Origin of the sequence: Nitrosomonas oligotropha, from assembly GCF_900106555.1 — a bacterium.
Taxonomy (GTDB): Bacteria; Pseudomonadota; Gammaproteobacteria; order Burkholderiales; family Nitrosomonadaceae; genus Nitrosomonas; species Nitrosomonas oligotropha_A.
This window is the reverse complement of record NZ_FNOE01000015.1, coordinates 17,708-44,645: the sequence shown is the minus strand read 5'-3', so window position 1 is coordinate 44,645 and position 26,938 is coordinate 17,708. Positions and strand designations below refer to the sequence as shown.

Annotated in this window: 22 protein-coding genes; 14 read left to right on the top strand and 8 right to left on the bottom strand. The window is 48.3% G+C overall.

All coding sequences use genetic code 11. The annotated features are described in order from the left end of the window. Nucleotides 1–251: 251 nt before the first annotated feature. Both BLU57_RS09465 and BLU57_RS09460 read right to left on the bottom strand, forming a co-directional pair. Complete coding sequence (locus tag BLU57_RS09465; RefSeq protein ID WP_090319748.1) at nucleotides 252–596, bottom strand: DUF3024 domain-containing protein; 345 nt, start codon at nucleotides 594–596, stop codon at nucleotides 252–254. 146 nt (nucleotides 597–742) lie between these two features. Further along, nucleotides 743–1,306, bottom strand: a complete 564-nt coding sequence (locus BLU57_RS09460) for a hypothetical protein (RefSeq protein WP_143026956.1) — start codon at nucleotides 1,304–1,306, stop codon at nucleotides 743–745. A gap of 315 nt (nucleotides 1,307–1,621) precedes the next feature. Between BLU57_RS09460 and hrpA the strand changes: the two genes are divergently transcribed. Next, the gene (gene hrpA / locus BLU57_RS09455; protein WP_090319743.1) at nucleotides 1,622–5,377 is read left to right on the top strand and encodes an ATP-dependent RNA helicase HrpA; all 3,756 of its coding nucleotides are present in this window, start codon (nucleotides 1,622–1,624) and stop codon (nucleotides 5,375–5,377) included. A gap of 102 nt (nucleotides 5,378–5,479) precedes the next feature. Here hrpA and BLU57_RS09450 read toward each other — a convergent pair whose 3' ends face one another. Together BLU57_RS09450 and BLU57_RS09445 are read right to left on the bottom strand one after the other, a co-directional pair. Continuing rightward, nucleotides 5,480–5,875 (bottom strand): hypothetical protein, encoded by a 396-nt coding sequence (locus BLU57_RS09450; protein ID WP_090319740.1) that lies wholly within the window; start codon nucleotides 5,873–5,875, stop codon nucleotides 5,480–5,482. 511 nt (nucleotides 5,876–6,386) lie between these two features. Beyond that, nucleotides 6,387–7,097, bottom strand: coding sequence for a glutathione S-transferase family protein (locus BLU57_RS09445; protein WP_090319736.1), 711 nt, complete (start codon nucleotides 7,095–7,097; stop codon nucleotides 6,387–6,389). Nucleotides 7,098–7,229: 132 nt separating this feature from the next. Here BLU57_RS09445 and BLU57_RS09440 point away from each other — a divergent pair, with 132 nt between their 5' ends. Next, entirely contained in the window at nucleotides 7,230–7,619 is a 390-nt protein-coding gene (locus tag BLU57_RS09440) for a winged helix-turn-helix transcriptional regulator (protein WP_090319733.1), read from the top strand. Between the two features lie 73 nt (nucleotides 7,620–7,692). Here BLU57_RS09440 and BLU57_RS09435 read toward each other — a convergent pair whose 3' ends face one another. The 4 genes from BLU57_RS09435 to BLU57_RS09420 all read right to left on the bottom strand — a co-directional run bounded on the left by BLU57_RS09435 (nucleotide 7,693) and on the right by BLU57_RS09420 (nucleotide 12,333). Then, nucleotides 7,693–9,069: an ammonium transporter gene (locus tag BLU57_RS09435; RefSeq protein ID WP_090319730.1), complete on the bottom strand. Its 1,377-nt coding sequence runs from the start codon at nucleotides 9,067–9,069 to the stop codon at nucleotides 7,693–7,695. A 225-nt stretch (nucleotides 9,070–9,294) separates the two neighbouring features. Then, entirely contained in the window at nucleotides 9,295–9,807 is a 513-nt protein-coding gene (locus tag BLU57_RS09430; protein ID WP_090319727.1) for a CNP1-like family protein, read from the bottom strand. Next, nucleotides 9,804–11,795: a DUF3501 family protein gene (locus BLU57_RS16840; RefSeq protein ID WP_090319724.1), complete on the bottom strand. Its 1,992-nt coding sequence runs from the start codon at nucleotides 11,793–11,795 to the stop codon at nucleotides 9,804–9,806. Before BLU57_RS16840 ends, BLU57_RS09430 begins: the two co-directional genes overlap by 4 nt. Nucleotides 11,796–11,913: 118 nt before the next feature. Then, nucleotides 11,914–12,333, bottom strand: a complete 420-nt coding sequence (locus tag BLU57_RS09420) for a rubrerythrin family protein (RefSeq protein ID WP_090319722.1) — start codon at nucleotides 12,331–12,333, stop codon at nucleotides 11,914–11,916. 425 nt (nucleotides 12,334–12,758) lie between these two features. On the opposite strand from BLU57_RS09420, the gene BLU57_RS09415 reads away from it, so the two are divergent. The 12 genes from BLU57_RS09415 (at nucleotide 12,759) to folC (ending at nucleotide 26,932) form a co-directional block, all read left to right on the top strand. After that, nucleotides 12,759–13,904 carry an MFS transporter gene (locus BLU57_RS09415; RefSeq protein ID WP_090319720.1) on the top strand — a complete coding sequence of 382 codons (1,146 nt, stop codon included), beginning with the start codon at nucleotides 12,759–12,761 and terminating at the stop codon, nucleotides 13,902–13,904. Between the two features lie 87 nt (nucleotides 13,905–13,991). Continuing rightward, a complete protein-coding gene (gene leuC, locus BLU57_RS09410; protein ID WP_090319717.1) occupies nucleotides 13,992–15,404 on the top strand; it encodes a 3-isopropylmalate dehydratase large subunit in 1,413 nt (470 codons plus the stop codon). Between the two features lie 34 nt (nucleotides 15,405–15,438). After that, complete coding sequence (leuD, locus tag BLU57_RS09405) at nucleotides 15,439–16,077, top strand: 3-isopropylmalate dehydratase small subunit (protein WP_090319714.1); 639 nt, start codon at nucleotides 15,439–15,441, stop codon at nucleotides 16,075–16,077. Nucleotides 16,078–16,103: 26 nt separating this feature from the next. After that, a complete protein-coding gene (gene leuB / locus BLU57_RS09400) occupies nucleotides 16,104–17,165 on the top strand; it encodes a 3-isopropylmalate dehydrogenase (RefSeq protein ID WP_090319821.1) in 1,062 nt (353 codons plus the stop codon). Between the two features lie 152 nt (nucleotides 17,166–17,317). Continuing rightward, nucleotides 17,318–18,430, top strand: coding sequence for an aspartate-semialdehyde dehydrogenase (gene asd, locus BLU57_RS09395; RefSeq protein ID WP_090319711.1), 1,113 nt, complete (start codon nucleotides 17,318–17,320; stop codon nucleotides 18,428–18,430). A 184-nt stretch (nucleotides 18,431–18,614) separates the two neighbouring features. Further along, on the top strand, nucleotides 18,615–21,086 hold the full coding sequence (locus BLU57_RS09390) for a FimV/HubP family polar landmark protein (protein ID WP_256206225.1): 2,472 nt from the start codon (nucleotides 18,615–18,617) through the stop codon (nucleotides 21,084–21,086). 52 nt (nucleotides 21,087–21,138) lie between these two features. Then, nucleotides 21,139–21,936: a tRNA pseudouridine(38-40) synthase TruA gene (truA, locus tag BLU57_RS09385; RefSeq protein WP_090319705.1), complete on the top strand. Its 798-nt coding sequence runs from the start codon at nucleotides 21,139–21,141 to the stop codon at nucleotides 21,934–21,936. A gap of 27 nt (nucleotides 21,937–21,963) precedes the next feature. Further along, the gene (locus BLU57_RS09380) at nucleotides 21,964–22,581 is read left to right on the top strand and encodes a phosphoribosylanthranilate isomerase (RefSeq protein WP_090319702.1); all 618 of its coding nucleotides are present in this window, start codon (nucleotides 21,964–21,966) and stop codon (nucleotides 22,579–22,581) included. Beyond that, a complete protein-coding gene (trpB, locus tag BLU57_RS09375) occupies nucleotides 22,578–23,777 on the top strand; it encodes a tryptophan synthase subunit beta (RefSeq protein WP_090319699.1) in 1,200 nt (399 codons plus the stop codon). The genes BLU57_RS09380 and trpB overlap by 4 nt, the downstream gene beginning before the upstream one ends. Nucleotides 23,778–23,890: 113 nt before the next feature. Then, on the top strand, nucleotides 23,891–24,691 hold the full coding sequence (gene trpA / locus BLU57_RS09370) for a tryptophan synthase subunit alpha (protein WP_090319818.1): 801 nt from the start codon (nucleotides 23,891–23,893) through the stop codon (nucleotides 24,689–24,691). 36 nt (nucleotides 24,692–24,727) lie between these two features. Next, nucleotides 24,728–25,597, top strand: a complete 870-nt coding sequence (gene accD / locus BLU57_RS09365; RefSeq protein WP_090319696.1) for an acetyl-CoA carboxylase, carboxyltransferase subunit beta — start codon at nucleotides 24,728–24,730, stop codon at nucleotides 25,595–25,597. 45 nt (nucleotides 25,598–25,642) lie between these two features. Continuing rightward, nucleotides 25,643–26,932 carry a bifunctional tetrahydrofolate synthase/dihydrofolate synthase gene (gene folC, locus BLU57_RS09360; RefSeq protein ID WP_090319693.1) on the top strand — a complete coding sequence of 430 codons (1,290 nt, stop codon included), beginning with the start codon at nucleotides 25,643–25,645 and terminating at the stop codon, nucleotides 26,930–26,932. Nucleotides 26,933–26,938 lie beyond the last annotated feature (6 nt).

Sequence of the window (26,938 nt, the reverse complement as noted above, 5' to 3'; positions counted from 1 at the left end):
TGGAGGTAGTGTAAACCCGATTCTTCAGGGATTCCTTGGGTAACAATAATTTGTGATCTGTTTTCTCGATGCCGATTTGATTGTTTTCGTTTGGGATCGCTTCTTTGAAACAGAACAAAATATGACCGCATAAAAGGGAGCAATTTCAATTCCAGTGAATGTTGGAGTTTCTGGCGTTACTGCAATCTACAAGCGCAGCGTTACATGCGGCAGAATACCTTTGGTTTCTGCCTTACGGGTTATACGGCACTTCAACCCCAGAATATTCCCGTGGTGTCACGTTCGACCTCGGTCAGCAGTTTTTCAATGTCTTTGTTCTCGGCGTTGGACTCGAAAAGATGCCATTTGCTATTACGGTCTGCGCAATATAAAAACCATGTATTTTTCTTCTCGTCTTTCTTGAACCGAGCGACTGGCATTTCGGTCCAGATTGAAGGGTCGTCATAGCGCGGACGACACTCAAACAGTTTTACTTCACTTCCTCTAATTTTGTATTCGATTCGGATCTGGTTTCGAACATGGGGCGGGACCTTACTCCGGCAATATTCGCCAAAGAGCTTCTCGATTCTTTCTCGTTCAAATTCGGATAGTGGCATTTAATGCGACTCGTGATGTTGGGACGTATAACGCCCAAGGTGAGCTGTACCGGAGTGCACAGCACGGAAGACACCAATACTTGCCAACAAGTATTGGTGTCCGCTTGACCGACAAGTTAGGTGACGAGGATCGCACGGCGTATGTATCATGATTTTTCGCTTAGCAAGCCATTCAGTCGGATGAGTTCGTTGGCAAGAGGTTCAATTTCGAATCGTTCGCCAAGCATTTCGAAGACGCCCGAATCAATGAAGTATGCACGGAAAAAATGCAGCGGCACCCCATTCCTCTTACCGTCGTAACCAAAGTAATGGGGAAAAATGTGACCAACTACACCTCTTGCTAAGTACTTATCCAGACGCTCGTCAAAGTGCTCCATTGCATCGCGAAGTGGCTTGCATACGCGTAATGGATTGTCATCTGTGATGCCAAATTCTTTGCGCAGTGCTTCCGCACGGTTTACATGGATTTGTTGACTATCGCGTATTGGCCAGAAGTACCTCGCTACTGCGGCGCCTTGTACAACGACGTTCTGAAGCTCATCTAGCATTGATTGAACGTCAATGTCTTTCTCAGTGTCTGGCGTGTCTGCGTTGGCGAAGTGTTCAAATACATCGTTTAGGACCTCGATGGAGCGAACAGCAGACTTCGTGCAGAACGCCATGCTCAACGAATAGAAGATTCGGTAGTGCGGATGAATTCCTCGGTCCATGAGAGATTCCTTTGCGTTGCCTAACGTAATATATAGGACATTCTGTCCAATAATCCTGTAGATGATGTCGTATAATTGAAGCTATGTTGGATTATCATCATGTATTTTAATATCAATTAGTCAATTAAATAAGCCAAGTTTTATAAGTCAATACGACAATGCAACCGGTTAAAAAATTGCTCGATTAAGTTCGTGAGAAAATAAGATATAACCGCACAGTTTAAGGCATGTTTTGAATTAGCGTTGTAAAGTTATCGCGAGTCTTCCAGGTCATTTATAAAAATTAATCATATTGATCTGATTCCGAATATTTCTATGAAAAAACTCTCCCCCGAAGTCATTGCTAAGCGGCTTGCTCATCTTCCCCATCCAACGTATGCGGAAGATCTGCCAGTCAACACCCGTCGCGAGGAAATCAAGCAAGCGATTGAAAATCACCAAGTCGTGATCATTTGCGGTGAAACCGGGTCGGGTAAGACTACGCAAATCCCAAAAATCTGCCTGGAGTTGAAGCGCGGAGTGCATGGTTTGATCGGGCATACGCAGCCGCGGCGGATTGCGGCGCGGACGGTGGCGGGGCGGATTGCGGCGGAGTTGAATAGTCCGTTGGGGCAGGCGGTCGGTTACAAAGTGCGCTTTACCGACAAGATCGGCGCGGATAGTTACATCAAACTGATGACCGACGGTATTCTGTTGGCGGAGACGCAGGGCGATCCGCTGTTGCAGGCTTACGATACGCTGATCATCGACGAAGCGCACGAGCGCAGTCTGAATATTGATTTCCTGCTCGGTTACCTCAAGCAATTGCTGCCGAAGCGGCCGGATCTGAAGCTGATCGTGACTTCCGCGACTATCGATGCGCAGCGTTTTTCCCGGCATTTCAACGATGCGCCGGTGATTGAGGTGAGCGGCAGGCTTTATCCGGTGGATATTTATTATCACCCGCCGCTTGTGGACGATGAAGAAGACGGCGATATGCAGCGCGCCATTATTCATGCAGCCGATGAGTTGATGGCACTGGGTTCCGGCGATATTCTGGTGTTTCTGCCGGGCGAGCGCGAGATCCGCGAAACCGCCGAAACCTTGCGCAAGCATTCGTTTCACCGTTTTCATTCGAGTATCGAAATCTTGCCGCTATTCGCCCGGTTGTCGGTGGCCGAGCAGGAGCGGGTGTTTCAACCGGACGGCGCGCGCCGCATCGTATTGGCGACCAACGTGGCGGAAACGTCGCTGACCGTGCCGGGGATTCATTATGTGATCGATACCGGATTGGCGCGTATCAACCGCTACAGCTACCGCAACAAGGTTGAGCAATTGCTGGTGGAAAAAATCTCGCAGGCATCGGCCAATCAGCGCGCCGGACGCTGCGGCCGGGTGGCGAATGGGGTGTGCATCCGGCTGTATTCCGAACAGGATTTTCAGGGGCGAACGGCGTTTACCGATCCGGAAATCCTACGCTCGTCGCTGGCTTCGGTGATTCTGCGTATGAAGTCGCTGAAAATCGGCGATGTCGAGGATTTTCCGTTTCTCGAACCGCCGTCGCCGCGCATGATTGCCGACGGTTATCAGTTGTTGGCGGAACTTGGTGCGGTTGACGACAGCCGCAATTTAACCGACATCGGCTGGCGGTTGGCTAAGTTTCCGATTGATCCCAAGATTGCCCGCATGATTCTGGCGGCAAAGCAGGAAAATTGTCTGCATGAGATATTAATTATTGCTTCCGCATTGAGTCTGCAAGATCCGCGTGACCGCCCATTTGAACAGCAAGCGGCTGCCGATAATGCGCATCGCCGTTTTCAGGACGAACGCTCGGATTTTCTGGCGTATTTGAAATTGTGGGATTTCTTCGATGATCTGCTGAAACACAAAAAATCCGGCAAGAAACTGATGGCGCAATGCCGCGAGCATTTTCTGTCGTACCGCCGTTTGCGCGAATGGCGCGAGGTTCATGGGCAGTTGCATGTGCTGATGACCGAGCTGGGTTTTAAACCGAATGAAATACCGGCGGGTTACGATGAAATCCATCGCGCATTATTACCCGGTTTGCTCGGTAATATTGGTTTTAAAACCGAGAAGGAAGGAGAATATCTGGGCGCGCGCGGTATCAAGTTCGCGATTTTTCCCGGCTCGGTGTTAAAGAAAGGCAAAGCCAAATGGGTAGTCGCCGCCGAATTGGTTGAAACCAGCAAGCTGTATGCACGCTGCGCCGCCAAAATCGAGCCGCAGTGGCTGGAGAGAATCGCCGCTAATTTGTGCAAGAAACACTATTTTGACCCGCATTGGGAAAAGAAACAGGCGCAAGTGATAGTTTACGAGCGCGTGACGTTGTATGGTCTTGTCATTGTCCAGAAACGGCCGGTTCACTACGGCTCGATCAATCCCAAGGAATCACGCGAGATTTTCATCCGTTCGGCGCTGGTGGCGGGTGAATATGTCACGCAAGCGCCTTTTTTTGCGCATAACCAAGCACTGATTGAAGAAATCGAAGCGCTGGAACACAAAGCGCGGCGGCAGGATGTATTGGTCGATGAGCAGGAAATTTTCGCTTTTTACGATGCCATCGTTCCGGCAAATATAACCAACGGCGCGGGATTTGAAAAATGGCGTAAGCAGGCCGAGCAAAGCGATGCGCATTTGCTCTATCTACAGCGCGAATTGCTGATGCGCCATCAAGCCGGTCATATCACCGAAGTGCAGTTCCCGGAAACGATGACGCTGCCGGATGGCAGTGTTTTACCGCTCACATACCGGTTTGATCCCGGCCATGTGCTCGATGGCGTGACGGTTTCCGTGCCGTTGCCGCTGCTGAATCGTTTGGATACCAAACAACTGGATTATCTGGTTCCCGGTCTGATCCGTGAAAAAATTACCTGGTATTTGAAAGCGCTGCCGAAGCAAATCCGCCGTATTCTCGTGCCATTGCCGGAATCGGTTACCGGATTCCTGGATCTTCAAACCCGCCCCTGGCAGCAAATGTCATTACAGGAGGCGTTGGAAAAATTTATTGTGCAAAAGACTTCATTGACAGTTCCGGCAGAAACCTGGCAGATCACCGATATGCCGTCACATTTGCTGATGAATATTCGTGTGCTGGACGATGCCGGGCAAGAGCTGGCCATGAGCCGTAATCTCGCCGAATTGCAAACACAGCTTGGCAAAGCGGCGCAGATGACTTTTGTAAAGCGCGATGCCGGGACCGATGACATTGGTATTGAACGCGATGCTATCACGCAATGGGATTTTGGCGATTTGCCGGTGGAGGTGCCGTTTAAAAGAAACGGGCAACCATTAACCGGTTATCCGGCGCTGATCGATAAAACGGACAATGCCGCTATCCGGCTGTTTGATACGCGGCAGGCTGCGGACAGCGCGATGCGCTTGGGTGTCAGACGGTTATTGTGTTTGACGCTGAAAGACCAGCTCAAACAGATAGAAAAGAACTTGCCAGGATTAAAGCAAGCCAGCGTGCAGCTGGTAACCCGGATCAATCCAGGCGATCTGAAGCAGGATATGCTCGATGCCATCGTGGATCGCGCGTTGCTGCATGATGATCCGCTACCGCGCACAGCGGCTGAATTTGCCGCGCACGGCCAGCGGGCAAGAAGCCGTCTACCGGAAGTCACCGCAGCGCTTGCCCGTTTGTTGCAACAAATTGGTAGTGAATATCAGCTCGTGCTGGGACGATTAGCGTCAACACGAAACGATCGCGTCAAATCGGAATTGGATGAACAGCTTGGAAAGCTGATTTATCCTGGATTTCTCAGTAAAACGGCGTGGCAGCGCTTGCAGCAATTTCCACGTTATTTGAAAGGGATGGCGTTACGTCTGGAAAAATTAACGGGCAATCCCGAGCGTGACGAGCGCAATAGCGCCGAAATCACGCCACTCTGGCGGCAGTATCTGCAACATTGCGAGAAGCATCAGAAAATAAGCCATCAGAATGACAATCTCGATGAATTCCGCTGGCAGATTGAGGAATTACGCATTTCACTGTTTGCGCAGGAGTTGAAAACGCCGTTTCCGGTGTCCGTTAAACGGTTACAGAAGTTATGGGAAAGTGTGCAAGCATAATCTGCGAAGGCAGGTGAAGGGCAGTTCCGAAGCTACCGGAGGGCAAAAGTAGCACGGAACTGTTTTGATCATTGCGAGTGATGTCGATTACTTAGTTTATTTCTAGCGCACACGGCAAGAGCTTGTGCCTTCGATAATGATAAATCCGTCAGCATCTTTGATCTGACCGGTTACTTTGCCACCTTGGATGAAAATAGGGCTGATAGCGACAGCACCCGCAACGATATCACCCTTATCACTATCGAAATCAAACTCAACTTCGTCGCCCGTACTCGATTTAAGTTCAGCGACGGCTTTATTGTCACCCGATTTGACGACTGCCGAGTAACTGCCTGGTGTCAGGTTCCGTCCATCCACCGAAATTGAAGAGCGGTTTGATTTTTTCTCGCATTTGATGCGAATGCCCGCAGCGTTTGCATCAGCTGCAGCGAGTGACGTTGCAAAAAAAATTGCAGTTGCACCTAATAGTGTTGAAATTTTTAACATTTTTGTTTTCATTGTTAATCTTCCTTAAGTAAGTTTCATGAAGTTTTGTTTTTCACTCATTGAATTGAGTTTTTCGTGTGATAATTTCCCACACAAAAAGCATTATACGTGGGAAAATTTTCCGCGTAAATGGTTTGTGGGAATTATTCCCATAAAAATGAAATTAATTTTTTAAAGGATCGATGATGATGGCAATTTTTAACTACGAATTGACAAGGTGGCGTAGCGGATTCGCTGCACGCTGTTTGTGTGGCAATGTCAGAAAAACAGCCCAAACACCGGCTGCTCAAGCGGTTACTCAGAATTTGAATGTTACGAAACATGAAATGAAAAACGGGAGCCGAGGCTCCCGTTTGAACTAATTGTTGCGAGTATTTTGGAATGGATACATTTAACAAATATCGCCGCTGATTAAAGCGGCAGTCGCATCGGCGATGAAATGAGCTATGAAAATTCTCGTCATAAAAATCAATAGCGGGTAACAATAAGATTACGATCTTTTTGTAACCATCAGATTGTCACTTTATGGATGCTGTAGATCCGGATAAAAACTGTGCGTAATTCGCTCGATATAAGCGACAAGATTTTCTTTGGTTAATGCATGTTCTTTAAGCGGAGATTCAATGGGGCAGCCGCTGATATTGATCAATAATCCGAATGCCGATGCGTCCAATGTCGTCGGCCGGTCGCCAAAGAAATACGGTTTGTGGCCGAGATATGCCGCCAATGCGTCAATATCCTGTTTGCCCAATGCGAATATTTCTTCCGTTTGATGCCTTCCCATGCCATGCCCATGAATCTGCTGTCGAATTTTTTTACGTGTGTGGCTTGCTGCGATATCCCGGATGATGGGCGGTAATGCACCGAAGATGGCTTGTTTGTTGACTTGCCAATTTTCATCGGTAAATTGCCAGCGTGAATACAACGCTACCCAAAATAAATGCTCTTCCAGTAAGCGCTGCATGGCAGTGGATATGGCCAATTCTTCAGCGGTCAATGCGGTATCCAAATCGGCATAAGCGGATTTGAGATGCTCGATGATGAAACGGGAATCGCCAAGCTTTCTGCCATTATCTTCGATGTACGGCAGTTTTCCCTTGGGGGCACGCATTGGCAACGCGGGCTTAATTTCATGTTCAATTCCGGCCATGCGCAAGTAAGTTTCTATTTTGCAGCAGAAAGGACTTAAATTTGGAATGCCCCAAGTGCGTTCAAATTGATACAGTTTCAACATTTTTTATCCTTATGTCATTTATATGATGGTAACTTGTTTATTGCAAGTTAATCTATATTATAAGCTTGTTAATTGCAAGTCAATAAAGTACATTAATAGGGTGGAGTCATTTTTAGAGTGAGCAGGTAATTTATGGCAGACAATTTAAACCAGACAGACTTTGAGCGATCGTGTTGTCCGGTTGCGTGTGCGCTCGATAATCTGGGCGATAAATGGACGCTGCTGCTTGTCCGGGATTTGCTGCTGGGTAAAAAGCGCTATCAAGAATTTCTAACATCGCCGGAACAGATCGCTACCAATATATTGGCAGACCGGTTAAAAAAATTGGAAGCCGCTGGAATCATTGTGCAGCATGCCTATCAACAAAAGCCGGTAAGACATGAATACGCGCTGACGCAAAAAGGGGAAGACTTGCGTCCGGTATTGGAAGCTTTGGTTAAATGGGGAATGACCTATTATCCGGGTACAAGGGTATTCAAATCATATGTGCATCGCTCTGCTGATGCCGAGAAAGATGCATAGGAACTTGGGTTCTATCGATCGTGTTAATCGATAAAAACCCCGCCCTAGTCGGCGGGGTTTTTATAAAAGCAGATCAAATCTGAGGCTCCGGTTTATCCCCGGTGTTCTGAGCTTGCCCGGCTGCAACTTTGTTTTCCAGAATCTGAAGACGGGACTCCAGTCTTGCGACGAGTATTTTTGTTTCGGATGATTCGGCGGGAATTTGCGGCTTAGCGGCCAAGGCATGACTTTCCAAAGCTTCTACCCGGGTTTCCAGCAGCTCTGGCAGATTCTCCGTTTCAGGTCCGGCCAGATGGGTGAATTCGACACTGTCTTCGTACGGTTCGCGTGTGGTTCCGGTTGCTTTAATGATTGCACCGGCAAGCAATCCGCCAGAAATTGCAATGACCAATGTGATGACGATACCATTGAATTGTGCGATGGCGACATCCGGTACGACCAGGAAAGCACTCAATCCGCCCAGTAACCCTGGCATACCGTGTAGGTTGTGCACGCCGCAGGTGTCGACCAGTTTAAAGCGTGATTCGAGCCTGGGTTGCAGAAAAACGTAACCCAGAACGGAGACGATACCGGCCAGCAAACCGATGCCAAAGGCGCCGGTAGGCGAAACGATATTACACACGGAGCCGATGGCAACACCACCCGCCAGCGCGGCATTCGCCATATCCACCATGGATGTTTTGCCGCCGTGCAGTTTGCTGCTGAGGAAATAGGTGGCAATGGTCGCGCCGCATAGTGCCAGCAATGTATTGGCTACGGTTTGCGGCATGTTTTCCAGCGGCACCAGGGCGGTGGCAAAGCTCGGCCAGAACAACCAAAGTACCATGGAGCCGAGCATCGCGAAACGATCCGATGTGTGATCCGATTCAATCGGTTGGCTGCGTTGGTAAGCTGTAGTTAGTACCAGCGACATACTCAACCCGAAATAAGCACCGAAGGCATGAATCACGATCGAGCCAGCGGAATCCTGAAAACCGGTGGTATAGCCGATGGCATCGTCAAGCACCAGCCATTCGTTGATTAAATAGAGTGGGACCACGAGTAAAGCGAGCAAGGCGTATTGAAAAACGCGCAAACGTCCCAGTACCGCTCCCATTGCGATCAATGCAGTGGCAACCGATAGCTCCGCATACAGGAGCGCATCGAGCGAATGCGGTGAAAGCTGATGGCCGAAAATACCATTGGCGCGAAATAATATATATAAAGGCAAGCCGACAGCGACAACCAAATAAGTGCCTGTTACAGCCCCGAACCCATAGCGGCGTACAAAAACCATTAAAAAGCCGAAACCGATCAGCAGCATGGCAAGAATATGGATGATGTAATTATATTGTGCGACTGTGCGCGCTTCACTTAAGGCTGGCGCGGCTTCTGCGCTGACCCAACTACTGAAACTGAGGAGAAACAGACTTATTGCGCCCGGCAATATCAAGCTAAAGCTTTTTTTCATGTGATTCTTCCTTATTCTAGTGATTTCTCGGGTTAATCCTCGACGAGATCCAGAGGAGGGGTGACATATAGAATGCCCCCACACAGAGTGTGAGCTTTAATTCCCCCAAAAACAATAGGGGAAAATAAATTTCTGATTTCTAATGGATATGAATTTATGAATGAAGATAGGACAGCAGTGTCCGGGAGGAAACACTGAGTTTTGGCAGCTGCAGTTTATTTTTTATCAGCGGAAAATGCTTCGATGCATGCCTGCTTTCAGTGCTTGAATGGCATCTTCGGTAGTGCTGACAATTTGCTGATGCGGGCAAAAGATGTTTTTGGAGAGTTCGCGCTGTGCATAAAATTGCCGGACATAATCGAGTTTTTGCCATTCCGATACCCGGGGTTTCGTCCAAGTTTTATCATCGCGTCCGAGCGCATAGAGTTTTCTCTCGCTGGTAGCGCAGCGGATGCCTTCATAGCTGACATTCATGGCGCCTGCCGATGACTTAACCACCAACGTGAAGCGGATAACCTCGTCTTGACCGATCCGGATGGAAGTGGTGTCGACCAAATATTGGTTGCTCGTCACGGCACCGGCGTCAAACGCCAGCAGATTCTTCAATTCGGGGTAAGCGGGGAGGTGCGTCATTTGCTCAACCCAGGGTTTGTCACTCTCGAACTCATCCTTAAATGGCGGTTTAGCACAGGCGAGCAGCAGCAAAGCGCAGATCAGCGCAATGAAGATGGATTTCATGCCGTGGCTAAATCATTCAATAACGAAGCGCGAACATCGGCAGCGACAGGATCAATTGCGGCCTGATAAGCCGGATGATCAACGCCCATGCTCAATGTTGCGTTTTGATGCAGTGCTTGAATCATTGCCGGGGTAAGTTCAAAGCGCAGGAAATGGACGGACGATGTTTTTTCGCTATTTTCCCGCTCCAGGTCTTCGTCGGCAATGGCATAAACCGGCGCATGTCCGGCAACTTTTACCCACACCTTGTCTTCGATGCCGACTAAGGTCGCCAGTTTGGCGGCTCTGACAACCGGATCGGCGTATTCGATCATCATCGTGGCTTTCCAATTATGACCATCTGGAATCAGCGGTGTATAGGTCTCCAGTTCATGGACGATTTCCGCTTCCTGGAAAATACGCTCAACGTGCAGCATCTCCTGGATTTGATAGCGGATCGTCAGAGCATCTTCAAAAATCAGCGTGATATTTTCCCCCAGCGGGACTTTGCGTATTTTCTTATGCGTCATCATTTGTGCGCGGAAGTCTTTGCGGATTTTGGCATAGGCTTCCAGCGTCAAGAGGTTTTCGCGGGTGAGTGTGGTCGTCATCTGTTTTTCACCTGGTGAAGGAGTGTGGCTGCCGGGTTGATCGTCGCTAACCGCTGGTTTATCGGGGGTATCAGGGTCATAAGCCAAACGAAGTAACGTAAGCGGATGCAGTTTCTGTGCTTTGCTTTCGCCGATACCTTGCTCAATATGGCGCGCGGCAATTGCGCAATCCGAGCTGATGTAATCCGGATTTGATGCGGCCATTTGCTTGAAAACCGGACGGCCAATTTTCATCGAGTCAGCAAAGTGTTCACTTTTAACGCCCCAGGTGCCGTCATGACCTGAGCAGCGTTCCACCGTGTTGACGGTGGTGTCCGGAATGAGTTGCAGAATATCCCGGGTTTTTTTTCCGAAGTTTTGCACGCGTTGGTGGCAAGGAATATGGTAGGCCACGTTACCCAGCGGTTTCTTGAAATCCGTCTTAAGCAAATTCTCCTGATTTCTCAGAGCCAAGTATTCAAACGGATCAAACATGGCGGCAGCGACAGCTTGCACTGCTGCGTCATGCGGAAACATGAGCGGTAATTCCTGTTTGTACATCAACGTGCAGGAAGGCACGGCCGAGAGAATGGCGTAGCCGTCTTGCGCCAGTTTCAACAAGTGTGGAATATTTTCATTTTTGAGCTTTTCCACGGCATCCAGGTCACCCAGTTCTAGTTTCGGCATGCCGCAACAAGCTTCTTTTTCTACTAAACGCGCTGGAATTTCGTTATGTTCCAGTATTTTTAGTAAATCGTGGCCGATGCCGGGTTCGTTGTAGTTGACATAGCAGGTGGCGTAAATAGCGACTTTGCCGGGCGTGCGCGCACCGTCTTTAACGGGGAAGGTATCGTTTGGTTTAGCGTTTGCGCGAAATTTATCCGCCGTATATTCAGGCAATTTACGGTCGGCATGGATGCTCAGCGTGCTATCCATGATTTTGCGTACAGCTGGTGTGTTATTCATGGCGTTAACGGCTTGCACCACCACGGGAATCGTCGCCAGTTTGCCCATTAAATCGGTGCTGGAGAGCAGCTCGTCGCGAAAACCGGCGCCTTGTTTTTTATATTTGACCGCTTTGGCGCGCAGCATCAAATGCGGAAAGTCAATGTTCCATTCATGCGGCGGCACATAGGGGCATTTGGTCATGAAACACATGTCGCACAGATAGCAACGATCGACAACTTCCCAAAATTGTTGTTTATTAACGCTATCCAATTCCCCGCTGGTGCTTTCGTCAATCAGGTCGAACAAACGTGGAAATGCCGTGCAAAGATTGACACAGCGGCGGCAGCCGTGGCAAATATCGAAAACACGTTCCATCTCCTGATTTAAGCTGGTTTCGTTATAGAAGTCGAGATTCTTCCAGTCGATAGGATGACGTTTCGGTGCTTCGAGACTGCCTTCACGAGTAGCCATAGCGGGATATCAGCGTATACAAAGTTTTAGTTTAGACTTGCGGCTGCGGGGTTGACCGGATAGCCGGAAAACCCCGCAGAAATTTCGGAATCAGCGAAATAATCGTGGCACGATAAAATTAATCGGCCAGACTATCCAGTGCACGCTGGAAACGGTTAGCGTGTGAGCGTTCCGCTTTAGCGAGCGTTTCAAACCAATCGGCGATTTCGTCAAAGCCTTCATCACGCGCGGTTTTTGCCATGCCTGGATACATATCGGTATATTCGTGTGTTTCACCGGCGATGGCGGTTTTCAGGTTGTCGCGGGAAGCACCGAAGGGCAAGCCGGTAGCCGGATCTCCGCAGCTTTCCAGGTACTCCAGATGACCGTGCGCATGGCCCGTTTCACCTTCGGCAGTAGAACGGAATACGGCAGCCACGTCGTTTTGGCCTTCTACGTCAGCTTTTGCCGCAAAATATAAATACCGGCGATTGGCTTGAGATTCACCGGCAAAAGCGGCTTTCAAATTTCCTTCGGTTTTTGATCCTTTCAGTTCCATCATGCTCTCCTTTTTAGATTGACGGGTTTTTATAGTTCATAGAGATGAAAAAAATGCATTTTTGTATCGCGTAAAGCTGAGACTGGCTGAGAAACGGGGACGTGAAGTGATGGTTGTGCATCTTGCCAACGTTTCCTTCAGCTTAATCAGCGCATGGCGAGTGCGTAAAAATACAAAATCCAATCCGTGCGTGGAGACTATCGAAGGGCTTATGGATTGTCAACTATCTACGATGGGGAGAGTGAGAAACAGTGCAATTCTGCAGTGGATGGAGAAAAGATTTGCAGTGTGAATTCTTGTAGAATGAGCATATTCCGGTTACTCAAAATGTATTGCCGCCGTTTGGGCCCGGTTCTGTGCGTTTTATGTTTTCTTTCTTTGAGTTGGCTTCCTGAGTTTAATTACTGCATCAATTTACGCACGCTATGCCATCACTTCCTTACTGGCGTCTATCCGGTTTTTATTTTTTTTACTTTGCTTTCATTGGTGCATTTTCACCGTATTGGAGCTTGTATTTACAATCCCTGTCATTTAACGCGCTGCAAATCGGCGTGTTGATGTCATTGCTGCTGGTTGCGCGGATTTTTTCACCGGCGGTTTGGGGATGGTTGGCGGATCATACCGGTAAGCGCGTGCGCGTCGTCCAGGTGGCAGCGGTCAGCGGTTTATTGAGTTTTTGCGGCTTCTTTGCAGGCGAATCCTTTGCCTGGATATTTTTTGTCATGTTGTTGATGAGTTTCTTCTGGAGCGCTTCGCTGCCACTGATGGAAGCCATTACGCTCTCTCACCTGGAAAATTATACCGATAAGTATGGGCGGATTCGTTCTTGGGGGTCGGTGGGTTTTGTTTTAGCGGTGGTTGGTATTGGTTACTTGCTGGAGCAAGTGGAAATTATCTGGCTGTTATGGGTTGTGCTTGGGCTTAAGCTGGGGATCGTCATTTTTTCTTATCACATTCCTGAAAAAGAAATCATGCGTCACGCTACCGGACTGCATTCGGTTCGGCAGATTTGCCTGCGCCCGGAAGTCATGGCGTTTTTGCTGTCCAGTCTGCTAATGTTGTTTGCGCATGGCGCCTACTATACTTTTTTCTCCATTTATCTGGTGGAGCATGGTTATGACAAAGGATTCGTCGGGTGGTTATGGGCGACCGGCGTGATTTGCGAGATCGGTATTTTCTTCATTATGCCCTGGTTGATGCGGCATTTTCGTTTAAAACATATTCTGATTTTTAGTTTCGCCTGTGCTGTTCTTCGTTTTGTATTGATAGGGCAGTGTGTGGAGTGGCCGATCGTGATTATTTTTGCACAGATTCTGCATGCGGCGACTTATGGTACGCATCATGTAGCCGCCATGATGGTTATTCATCAATTCTTTCAAGGGCGCCATCAAGCAAAAGGTCAAGCAATTTACACCAGTACTGCATATGGCATAGGCGGTGCATTAGGTGCAGTGTTCAGCGGATATACTTGGGATTGGTTGGGCGCGGATATTACTTTCTTCATCAACGCAGCAGCAGCATTGGCCGGCTTGGTTTTAATCGCGTGGAAAATGAAATCGTTTAACCATTAATGCTGCATGGCGAGCTGGGTTTGTTGTATCTGTAAACTTTATGGGATAATCGCGCGTTAACGATTTTTAAATTTTTTACCCGATCCGATGCAAACACTATACGACAAACTTTGGAATCAACATGTAGTGCATACTGAATCTGATGATCCGGGCAGTATGGCGCTGATCTATATTGATCGTCATCTCGTACACGAAGTAACCAGTCCGCAAGCATTCGAAAGCTTAAAGCTGGCGGGAAGAAAACCCTGGCGCCTGAACTCCATACTTGCCGTGGCGGATCATAATGTGCCGACTACGGATCGCAGCCACGGCATTCATGATCCTATCTCGCGTTTGCAAGTGGATACGCTGGATCAGAATTGTGCCGAGCTGGGAATTACCGAGTTCAAGATGAATGACTTGCGGCAAGGTATTGTGCATGTGATCGGTCCGGAGCAGGGCGCTACATTGCCCGGTATGACGGTCGTTTGCGGTGATTCACACACCAGCACGCATGGCGCATTTGGCTGTTTGGCGTTTGGCATCGGCACATCGGAAGTCGAGCATGTATTGGCGACGCAGTGTTTGTTGATGAAAAAATCAAAAACCATGCGCATCGCGGTCGAAGGTCAATTAGGTTTTGGCGTCACCGCCAAGGATATTGCATTGGCCATTATCGGTGAAATAGGTACCGCAGGTGGCACCGGCTACGCGATTGAATTTATGGGCAGCGCCATTCGCGCGTTATCGATGGAAGGACGCATGACGCTGTGTAATATGGCCATTGAAGCCGGTGCACGCGCCGGGATGGTCGCGGTTGACGATACCACGATTAATTACATTAAAGGACGGCCTTTTGCGCCGCAGGGTGAGATGTGGAATAGCGCGGTTGCTTATTGGCGCACACTCTTTAGCGACGAGGGCGCGGTTTTTGACCGTACCGTGACTTTGGATGCCGCGCGGATTAAACCGCAAGTGACGTGGGGGACTTCGCCTGAAATGGTGACAACGATTGACGGTGCCGTGCCTGATCCTGCGTTGATTGGTGATGAAGTCAAACGCCACGACATGCAGCAAGCGCTGAACTACATGGGGTTACCGGCCAATTTACCCATCACGCAGATTACACTGGATAAAATTTTCATTGGTTCGTGTACGAATTCACGTATCGAAGACCTGCGCGCGGCGGCGCACATCGTCAAAGGTAAACATATTGCTGCCAATATCAAACAAGCGCTGGTCGTTCCAGGCTCCGGATTGGTCAAGAAACAAGCCGAGCAAGAAGGACTGGATAAAGTTTTTGTCGCGGCTGGGTTTGAATGGCGTGAACCCGGTTGTTCGATGTGTCTGGCGATGAATGACGACCGTTTAACGGCGGGTGAACGGTGTGCCTCAACTTCAAATCGGAATTTCGAAGGGCGGCAAGGACCCGGCGGCAGAACGCATCTGGTCAGTCCGGTGATGGCCGCTGCTGCCGCAATTGCCGGGCATTTCGTCGACGTGCGCGAATTCAATCAATAGATTACAGGCTGCAAGCAACTGCTCATACAGATAAATGGAAAAATTTCATACTTTTACCGGCTTGGTGGCGCCGCTGGATCGTGCCAATGTGGATACCGATGCCATTATTCCGAAACAATTTCTTAAATCAATCAAACGTTCCGGTTTTGGCCAGAACTTATTCGATGAATGGCGCTATCTCGATCATGGGGAGCCGGGCATGGACGCGACGCAACGCCAGCCGAATCCCGAGTTTGTGCTGAATCAGGCACGCTATCTAGGGGCGCAGATACTGCTGGCACGAGCCAATTTTGGTTGCGGATCGAGTCGCGAACACGCGCCTTGGTCGCTTCAGGATTATGGCTTTCGCGTCATCATTGCTCCCAGTTTTGCCGATATCTTTTTTAATAATTGTTTTAAGATTGGCTTGCTGCCAGTTGTGCTTGACGCAGCGCAAATGGATCATTTGTTTGAAGAAGTTAAATCGGCAGCGGGGTATCGCTTGACGGTAAATCTCCAGAAACAGGTGGTGATCACGCCGCAAAACACAGAATTTAAATTTGAGGTTGATGCTTTTCGTAAATATTGCTTGCTGAACGGCTTGGATGAAATCGGCCTCACTTTGCAGCATGCCGAGAAGATTAAACAATTTGAGCAGAAACGGCGCAATGAGCAACCCTGGTTGTTCATATAAAAATTATTACTAAAAATTAAAATATGATGAAAATTGCTGTTTTAGCAGGCGATGGAATTGGACCTGAAATCATCGCGCAAGCCGTACGTGTGCTGGATACTTTAAAAACGGATGGCTTAGCTATCGAGTTGGAATACGGCTTGATCGGCGGCTGTGCGGTTGACGCCACCGGAGAACCTTATCCGGCTGCGACGCATCAATTGGCCAGTCAAGCGGATGCGGTTCTACTCGGAGCCGTTGGCGGGCCGAAATACGATGCGTTGCCACGCCATCAGCGCCCTGAAAGAGGCTTGTTGGCTATCCGCAAAGAATTGAATTTGTTTGCCAATCTGCGTCCGGCGATACTCTATCCCGAGCTGGCCAATGCTTCCAGTTTGAAGTATGACGTGGTTGCCGGACTCGATATCATGATCGTGCGCGAATTGACGGGAGATATCTATTTTGGCGAGCCGCGCGGAATTGAGACGCGAGACGGACAACGTGTCGGATTTAACACGATGATTTACAGTGAATCCGAAATACGGAGGATTGCCCACGTCGCTTTTCAAGCCGCGGCTAAACGGCAGGGAAAATTGTGCTCCGTGGATAAAATGAATGTGCTGGAATGCACACAATTATGGCGCGACGTGGTTATCGAAGTGGCAAAAGAATATCCGCAAGTCACGCTGTCGCATATGCTGGTCGATAATGCCGCGATGCAGCTGGTGCGCACTCCGAAGCAATTCGATGTCATCGTTACCGGAAACATGTTCGGCGATATTTTGTCCGATGAAGCTTCGATGCTAACGGGATCGATCGGCATGTTGCCTTCCGCTTCGCTGGATGAAAATAATAAAGGTTTGTACGAACCGATTCATGGTTCGGCGCCGGATATTGCCGGAAAGGATCTGGCGAACCCGCTGGCAACGATATTATCGGCGGCCATGATGTTACGTTATACATTCAATCGGGAAGAAGCCGCACAACGCATCGAGAATGCCGTCAAAAAAGTTTTGGCTGCAGGCTACCGCACAAAAGATATCGATGAATCTGGAATGAAGACGGTTGGCACTAAAGCGATGGGTGACGCGGTGTTGTCCGCGATGTAAAAGCGGCCCTGGTAGCGGATTAATGTACGAATGATTGAATTGGCGGTGTATTGGCGCATTACTCACTGATTATCAATTTGTAATGTAAGCTAATATTTAAGCAGTGTTTTATTTGATTAACTGGTTGTCAATTTTAAGGTAAGAGATAAGCAATGAAACAAGTTGGTTTTGTTGGTTGGCGTGGCATGGTAGGTTCCGTCTTGATGCAAAGAATGCGGGAAGAAGAAGATTTTTCTCTGATTGATCCTGTTTTTTTCACGACTTCACAAAAAGGCGGTACAGGCCCTGAAATTGGTAAGGAAACGCCGCCATTAAAAGATGCTTTCGATCTGGATCAACTGAGTGCAATGGATATCATCATTTCCTGCCAGGGTGGAGATTATACCAATCAGGTTTTCAAGCAATTACGCCAATCCGGCTGGCAAGGTTATTGGATCGATGCCGCTTCCGCATTGCGTATGGAAAAAGATGCCGTGATCATACTGGATCCGGTCAATAAACCGGTCATTGAACAAGCGCTTCATGACGGCGTGAAAAACTATATCGGCGGTAATTGCACGGTCAGCTTGATGCTCATGGCCGTCGGCGGCCTTTTTGAGAAAGGCATGGTGGAGTGGATGAGTGCTATGACCTATCAGGCGGCATCGGGCGCTGGTGCGAAAAATATGCGCGAATTATTGCAACAAATGGGTGAAGCGCATCGCGTAGCCAAGGATTTGTTGAATGATCCTGCTTCCAGCATTCTGGAAATTGACCGTGAAGTTGCGGGCACATTGCGCGATAAAAAATTCCCCACAGAAAATTTCGGTGTGCCGCTGGCAGGCAGTCTGATTCCTTGGATCGATAAAGAAGTCGCCAATGGACAGAGCCGGGAAGAATGGAAAGGACAGGCGGAAACCAACAAGATTCTCGGAAGCAGCGACCAGCAAATTCCGGTCGATGGCATCTGCGTGCGTGTCGGTGCCATGCGCTGCCATAGCCAGGCGCTCACCATCAAACTAAAACAAGATGTGCCATTGGATGAAATCGAGGAAATTATCGCTCAATCCAATGATTGGGTGCAGGTTGTTCCTAACGAAAGAGAAGCAACCACTTCCAGATTAACACCGACTGCCGTAACAGGCTCTTTATCCATACCGGTGGGACGATTACGTAAGTTGGCGATGGGTAAAGAATATTTATCCGTTTTTACCGTCGGTGATCAATTATTATGGGGCGCAGCGGAACCGCTGCGAAGAATGCTGCGCATACTGATTCAGCATTGAAATTCTCATTTCTTCACACTTTAGGTACATTTTAACAATTATAGGTCTGTTTTATATGAATTAGCCTGTAATTTAAGGCATAATCTTAGCTTACATGATTGCGTCACAATGTTAGCCTTTCGATATCTTTTTTCAAAAAACTAGAGAGGGTACTTCGGTGTATAAAACATCTTTCAGAGTAAGCTTGCTTGTAATCGTTCTGATGTTGCCATGGGCTGTTGTTCAAGCCGCAGGACTTGGTAAGCTGACACTCAATTCCGCTTTGGGACAACCGCTTGCCGCTGAAATCGAAATTGTCACTACCAGCAGCGATGATGTGGCATCTCTAAAAGCCAGTGTCGCCACTCGGGAAGCGTTTGCGCAAGCCGGTATCAACTATGAGTCGGTGCTATCGGCTGTCAAAGCGTCGGTAGAATTACGGTCGAACGGCAATCCCTATATCAAGCTGACCTCTCCGCAAGCTGTCAACGATCCTTTTTTGATGATATTGATGGAGCTCAGCTGGTCTTCAGGCCGGATATTACGTGAATATACGGTTCTGCTTGATCCGGTTGAGACGAATACGCAAAATCTTGCGGCAGCCAGTACCGGTTCCACTCCGGCGATAGTAGCAACCCGCCTGGATGAGGAAAGAACGTCTAGCGCTGAGAAAGATAACCCAACTGCAAATTCATCACCCAAGCGAAAAAATAATGCTGCTGGGCAAACGAAAAAATCCTACGGACCGGTAAAACGGGGAGATACCCTATCATCTATCGCTCGCCAGGTATCACCAGCCGGTGTCGATCTTAATCAAATGCTGGTGGCGCTCTATCATGCAAACCGGGATGCCTTTATTGCAGACAACATGAACCTGCTCAAAGCCGGTGCAGTTCTGAAAATACCCGAGAAAAACGAAATTGCATCGATTGATACAACTACCGCAAAAGCAGAAATTAAAATGCAGACTGCGGATTGGCGCAGCTATCGAGGGAAACTGGCGGATATTAGCCGAGAATCACCGGCATCCCGCACGATCAGCCAATCGGATCAAGGTCAGATTACAACCACGCTGGATAAGAAATCCGCTGCAGCGCCAAGTGCATCTAAAGAAGTTCTGAAACTATCCAGTGGTGCTCAATTGCCGGATAAGGACGGTAAGACTCCTGACGCAAATCTGGTCGATCGTCTGCGTATGATGGAAGAGGATGCCATCGCACGAAACCTAGCTTTAAAGGAAGCCAATGAACGTGTGGCGATGCTGGAAAAAAGCATTGATAATCTTAAGCAATTATTAGAACTGAAGGATTCCGTTCTGGCGCAAGCCCAACTCAAAGCGGAACCGGCTTCCAAAACTACTGTTAAACCGGAAATCCAAACTGCAACTGCAGTAGATACGGTAGCTGAAAAAGGTCCGAAGCAGGAATCGGAGTCCACTGCCGTGCAAGAGATTCCAGTTACTCAACCGGCACCCGAAGCAGTGGCAAAAACTGCGCCAGTGACTCCATTACCCTTGCCGCCAGAAGATGCTGAGGGTCAGTCCTGGGTCGATCTGTTACTCAATTACATTGAGTATATTGCTGCTGCATCGGTGCTAGGGTTGTCGCTGATTTTGCTCATGATGAAAAGACGCCGCAACCAATTGGAAGAAGCCGGTGAGGATGAGGAAGACAAGAAAGAGAATTTCTCCTCAGCCATGCGATCGCGTATGGCGACAATGACTGCTGCTCAGGCAGCTACGGATGCAGCGGCTGATGTATCGGGCGCAGAGCATGAAGAAGATGATTTAACTTATCAGAATATTAATGCTTCTTCCGAGGATGAAGAATTTGATAAGGATGCTCAATATTACGAAGACAATGTCGCGAAATATGATTCTGTTTCAGAATCGCCAGTTGACGATGAACAATCGGCAAATGAGTTGCAACAGGATGAGCAACCCATTGATGAAAATGTGCAGGATAATTTTGCAGAAGAATATGGTCAATCGGATGATTCCGATCAGGATTCGACCACTCCAGCCAATGAGATTGATTTCGATTTGAGTGACGAGGCTACTGATGCTAAACATCAAGTGGCTGCAAATCAATCATCGATTGGAGATGAAGCTGGATTATCGAGCGCTGCAGAAGATTTGAGAGCGCCTGAGAGCACTTCAGATTATGCACTGGAAATTAATTTTGATGATTCGGAAAAATCTCTCGACTCTGTGAATCTAAATGACGATGAAAAAATAGATTTTGATTTAGGCGATTCTGATATTGATTTCACTGAAGATAAAACAGTGAATGAAATCGAAGTGCCGTCATTAGATGACGAATCAATAGCGATTGACAGCAGTGAGAAATTCTCTGGATTAGATGAACCCTTGGAATTTGATTCATCGCTGGATGTTGCGCATGAAGCCATTGAACCGGAATTGGAATCCAACATTCCCGATTTAGCCGGCATTGATTTGAATCTTGGAGATTCCGCCCAAGAGAGTGAAAAGGATGAGAATCCTGATTTGGGTGAAAAGAGCGAACAATGGCAGGAAGTGGAAACCAAACTCGACTTGGCAAAAGCTTATCAAGAAATGGACGATAAGGAAGGCGCCAAAGAAATGCTTGAGGAAGTCATCCGGGATGGCGACGATAAGCAGAAGAAAGCTGCAAAGAAAATGCTGAAAAGCCTGTAATGGCTTCTTAACGCACATTGCACCCAATCAACCTGTATGGCAATTCTAGTTTGTGCGGATAGCGCTGGTTTTAGAGTATGACGGCAGCCGTTATTGCGGATGGCAAAGCCAACCGCAAGGCTGCTCGATTCAAGATACGCTTGAGGCAACCCTATCCAAGATCGCACAGGAAAAAATTCGCATCATCACTGCAGGCCGCACCGATACCGGAGTTCATGCGCTGTATCAAGTCGTTCACTTTGATACATCAGCGCAGCGCCCGGTCAGTGCATGGATACGTGGTGTCAATGCGCTCTTGCCCAATGATATTGCCATTCTATGGGCAGCAGAAGTATCCGGCAAATTCCACGCAAGATATAGCGCTGTAGAGCGGCGCTATATCTATTTGTTATTAAATCAACCGGTTCGTCCTGGTCTCAATAACAACAAGGTGGGATGGTACCATCACCCGCTGCAATTAGAGCAAATGCAAAGCGCGGGCGCTATTCTGGTGGGTGAGCATGATTTCTCCGCATTCCGGGCGGCGGAGTGTCAAGCGAAATCTCCAGTGCGGACAATCACCCGGTTGACTATTTCCCGTCAAGAGAATTTATTTGTTTTTGAACTATGTGCAAATGCATTTTTGCATCACATGGTGAGAAATATTATCGGTTGCCTTGTTTATATCGGGAAAGGCAAGTATTCTGTCGAATGGATGCATGCATTGCTGGATAGCTGTAACCGGACATATGCGGCGCCGACATTTTCTCCCGCAGGATTGTATCTGGCAGGTGTGAAATACGATGCTGACTGGAGAATGCCGGAGTTTTCCCAGCTCTCGGTCATTCCGGGGCTATCGATACATAACTAAGTGACACACAATACGATATAGATTTTCATGTCAGTGCGCGTAAAAGTATGCGGAATTACCCGTAGTGAAGACGCAATTGCAGCGATTCAGTGCGGTGTTGATGCCATCGGTTTTGTTTTCTGGCCACATAGCGCGCGTTATATTGATCCGGAATCCGTGCGCCGGATTGCCGAAGTGATTCCCCCTTTCATCTGCACGGTCGGTGTCTATGTCGATCCAGATGCGGCTTGGGTCGAAGAAACCGCTCGTGCTGCTAAACTCAATCTGCTGCAATTTCATGGTGATGAATCGCCGGAATTCTGCAATCAATTTTCCCAGCCTTATATTAAAGCGATTCGAGTCAAACCGGATACAGATTTGCTACAATACGCCCAACGTTACGGGGCAGCAAAAGGATTGTTACTCGATACTTATGCTGCGGACATGCCCGGAGGTACTGGACACGCTTTTGATTGGCAACTTATTCCACAGCAATTGTCTCTACCGCTCATTCTTTCCGGTGGTTTAAATCCCGATAATGTAGCAAGAGCGATCAAACAAACCCAACCTTGGGCGGTTGATGTCTCAAGTGGTGTGGAAGCCTCAAAGGGTATTAAGGACGAGAAAAAAATTATTGCTTTCATGCAAGGAGTTAAACAATTGTGAGTGCTTATGACCTGCCGAATAAAGAAGGCCATTTTGGTCCCTATGGCGGCATATTTGTCGCTGAAACGTTAATTTCAGCTTTGGAAGATTTGCGCAAGCAATATGAATTTTATCGCGATGATCCCGAATTTAAAGCAGAATTTGCTTATGAATTAAAACATTATGTCGGACGTCCCAGTCCTATTTATCACGCCAAAAGGTGGTCGGAGCATTTAGGTGGCGCACAGATACTTTTAAAACGGGAAGATTTAAACCACACCGGTGCGCACAAAATCAACAACACCATCGGCCAGGCCTTGCTCGCGCGGCGCATGGGTAAAAAGCGAGTCATTGCAGAAACCGGCGCGGGCCAGCATGGTGTGGCAAGTGCCACAGTAGCCGCGCGTTACGGTATGGAATGCGTGGTTTATATGGGTTCTGAAGATGTGAAACGGCAGGCCACCAATGTTTATCGCATGAAATTGCTGGGCGCCACAGTCGTGCCGGTCGAATCCGGGTCACGAACCTTAAAAGATGCCTTGAATGAAGCGATGCGCGATTGGGTCACCAATGTTGAGGATACTTTTTACATTATCGGTACCGTAGCAGGACCGCATCCTTATCCAATGATGGTGAGAGATTTCCAGGCCGTGATCGGGAACGAAGCCAAAGTACAAATGCAGGAGGATTTCAACCGTCAACCGGATGCGCTGATTGCTTGCGTCGGTGGTGGGTCGAATGCGATCGGTTTATTTTATCCTTATATTGGCGATACCAATGTGCGCTTGATTGGCGTGGAAGCAGCGGGGAAAGGTATTGATACACATCAGCATGCGGCAACATTATCAACGGGAAAACCGGGCGTACTGCATGGTAACCGTACTTATCTGATCCAAGATGAAAATGGCCAGATCATTGAGACTCATTCCATTTCTGCCGGCCTTGATTATCCCGGTGTGGGACCGGAACATGCCTGGCTTAAAGATTGCGGCCGTGCTGAATATGTCGCGATCACTGATGATGAAGCATTGGAAGCATTTCATACGCTGTGCCGGTATGAAGGTATTATGCCGGCATTGGAGTCAAGCCATGCGCTGGCTTACGCTGCCAAATATGCGCCTACTTTACCCAAAGATAAACTGCTGCTGGTGAATTTATCCGGACGAGGTGACAAGGATATGGCAACGGTTGCACAAATGTCCGGTTTAACGTTGTAATGATTGAGTAGCAGTATTTTGCAGTTTTCTGAGAAGAATTGATAGCGGATGAGCACATGAGCTTTATAAAGAGTTTAATGAATATTTTCAGCGATCAGAATGACGCTAAAAAGATAAATCGTATTGCCACGAAATTCGCTGCACTAAAAAATCAAAACCGGAAAGCACTCATTCCATTTATTACCGCCGGTGATCCTAATCTGGAAATAACTGTTCAACTGATGCATCAGCTGGTTCAATCGGGTGCTGACATCATCGAGCTGGGCGTGCCTTTTTCCGATCCCATGGCGGATGGACCGACAATTCAGAGATCATCGGAGCGTGCATTAAAGCATCACGTCAGTCTGCATGATGTTTTGCACATGGTGGGTGAATTCAGAAAAACGGATAGCACGACACCGGTTGTTTTAATGGGGTATGCCAATCCGGTTGAAGCCTTGGGTTATGCAACCTTTGCGACCAAGGCGAAAGATTGCGGTGTCGATGGTGTCTTGATTGTCGATTATCCGCCTGAAGAATCGGCCGAATGGGTGCAATGCCTCGAGCAACAGGAAATCGATGCGATCTTTTTGCTGTCCCCGACAACACCGCAGGCACGCATTGAACAAGTGGCGAAAATGGCCAAAGGCTACGTTTACTATGTTTCCCTAAAAGGGGTGACCGGCGCATCCCACCTCAATCTTCAGGATGTTAGCGCGATGCTGGCACGGTTACGCCAATATATCGCATTGCCGATCGGCGTCGGATTTGGCATTCGCGATGGCGCAACAGCCAAGGCAGTTGCTGATCTGGCCGATGCCGTGGTGGTTGGCAGCCGCATCATCGAGGAAATCGAAAAATCTCCAGAAGCCGAGTTGCTCGGAAACGTCGGAAATCTGATCGGTACCTTGCGTAAAGCTATTGATGAGAATTGAAACAATGTTTAAAACACGTTTTAGGAAACGTCACAGATGAGCTGGTTTCAGAACATTATCCCGCCAAAGATCAAGAGAAAAGAAGCGGGTGAAAAGAAAATAGTGCCGGAAGGCTTGTGGAGTAAATGCCGCACCTGTGAAGCGGTTTTATACTACACGGACCTGGCCAAGAATTTGAATGTCTGCCCTAAATGTGATTTTCATAATCGTATTTCGGCGAGAAATCGTCTCGATCAACTGCTTGATCCGGAAGGACGTTATGAGATCGGTGCTGAAGTAGTTGCCACTGATGCGCTGAAATTCAAAGACAGCAAACGTTATACGGATCGCCTGGCGCAGGCGAAAGAAAACACCGACGAGCAAGATTCCTTAGTGGTGCTGCAAGGCACCATTAAAACGATGCCGGTCGTTGTCGCGGTATTTGAATTCGGTTTTATGGGCGGTTCGATGGGTTCGGTCGTAGGCGAACGATTCGTACGTGGTGTTAAAACCTGTATTGATCATCACTTGCCCTTTATTTGCTTCAGCGCCAGTGGCGGCGCTCGCATGCAGGAAGGTTTGTTCTCCTTGATGCAAATGGCGAAAACAACGGCCGTGCTGACTAAACTGAGTCATCGCAAATTACCGTTCATATCGGTTCTGACCGACCCGACGATGGGTGGTGTATCCGCCAGTTTTGCTTTTCTTGGCGATGTGGTGATTGCCGAGCCCGGTGCACTGATCGGTTTTGCCGGTCCGCGTGTTATTGAGCAAACGGTGCGTCAGACACTTCCCGATGGCTTCCAGCGCGCTGAATTTTTATTGCAGCATGGTGCGATCGATATGATCGTGGACCGGCGGCAAATGCGTGACAAGATTGTCAATCTCTGCACGCAATTGATGCGTATTCCTGCACCCATTCCTTAAACACCGTTTGATCATTTCATTTCCTGCTTAATACAGGCACGCCAAATGGAAGCTGACTCGCTTGCTGATTGGTTAACATATCTGGAATCGCTTCATCCCAAGACGATTGAAATGGGATTGGCGCGTGTCAACCGGATTCGATCCAAACTTGCTTTAACACCGCAATTTCCCATTATCATGGTGGGGGGTACAAATGGTAAGGGGTCGGTTTGTGCAATGTTGGAGTCGATATTATTCTGCGCTGGCTACAAAGTGGGATGTTATACCTCGCCACATTTGCTGCGCTACAACGAACGTGTCCGCATCAATAAGAATGAAGTGGCTGATAAAAGCCTATGTGATGCTTTTGCACACATCGATGCTGCTAGAAAGGACTGCGATACTTCGTTGACTTTTTTTGAATTTGGTACATTGGCGGCGGTGCATATATTTATTCAAGCGCGTGTTGATGTAGCGATCTTAGAAGTCGGTCTCGGCGGACGCCTGGATGCGGTGAACATATTCGATGCGGATTGTGCAATCGTAACCAGTATTGATCTTGATCACATGGATTATCTGGGAGATACGCGGGAAAAAATCGGTTTTGAGAAAGCCGCGATTTTTAGAAAAGGTAAACCGGCTATTTGTGCGGAAGCTGACATACCCGATTCTGTTTATCAGCAAATTGAAACGTCCGGCGCCCAATTTTTCCGTTTGACCCAAGAATTCGGTTTCTCAAATAAAGGCATACAATGGGATTACTGGGGACCGAAAGGGGGGCGGCATTCTCTTCCATTCCCAGCGCTCCGGGGCGCCAAGCAACTGCAGAATGCAAGCGCTTGCCTGGTCGCATTGGATACCCTGTGCGAATTGTTACCGGTCAGTATGAAAGACATTCGGCAAGGATTGGGCGAAGCGGTCATACCGGGCAGATTTCAAATGGTTTCGACACAGCCGATGATTATCCTGGATGTTGCTCACAATCCCGCTGCAGCCGCCGTTTTGGCGGAAAATTTAGCGGCGACGAAGCCATCCGGCCGCACTTATGCGGTATTTTCCATGCTGCAAGACAAAGATATCCAGGGTGTCATTCAAACATTAAAAAACGCTATCGATTTCTGGCTGGTCTCGGCTATACCATCTCCTCGCGCTGCATCGGCCGATTATTTGATTAATGAAATTCATCAAGCGGGTATTTCAAGCGATAAGGATGTCATTCACCAGTTTTCCGACAGTGCGGCGGCTTTTGTTTTTGCCTGTGAACAAGCCGGTAAAAATGATAGAATTTGCGTATTCGGATCGTTCTATACGGTAAGCGGGGTGTTGCAGTATCTAGGCACACAACAAAGCAGGTAATAATCG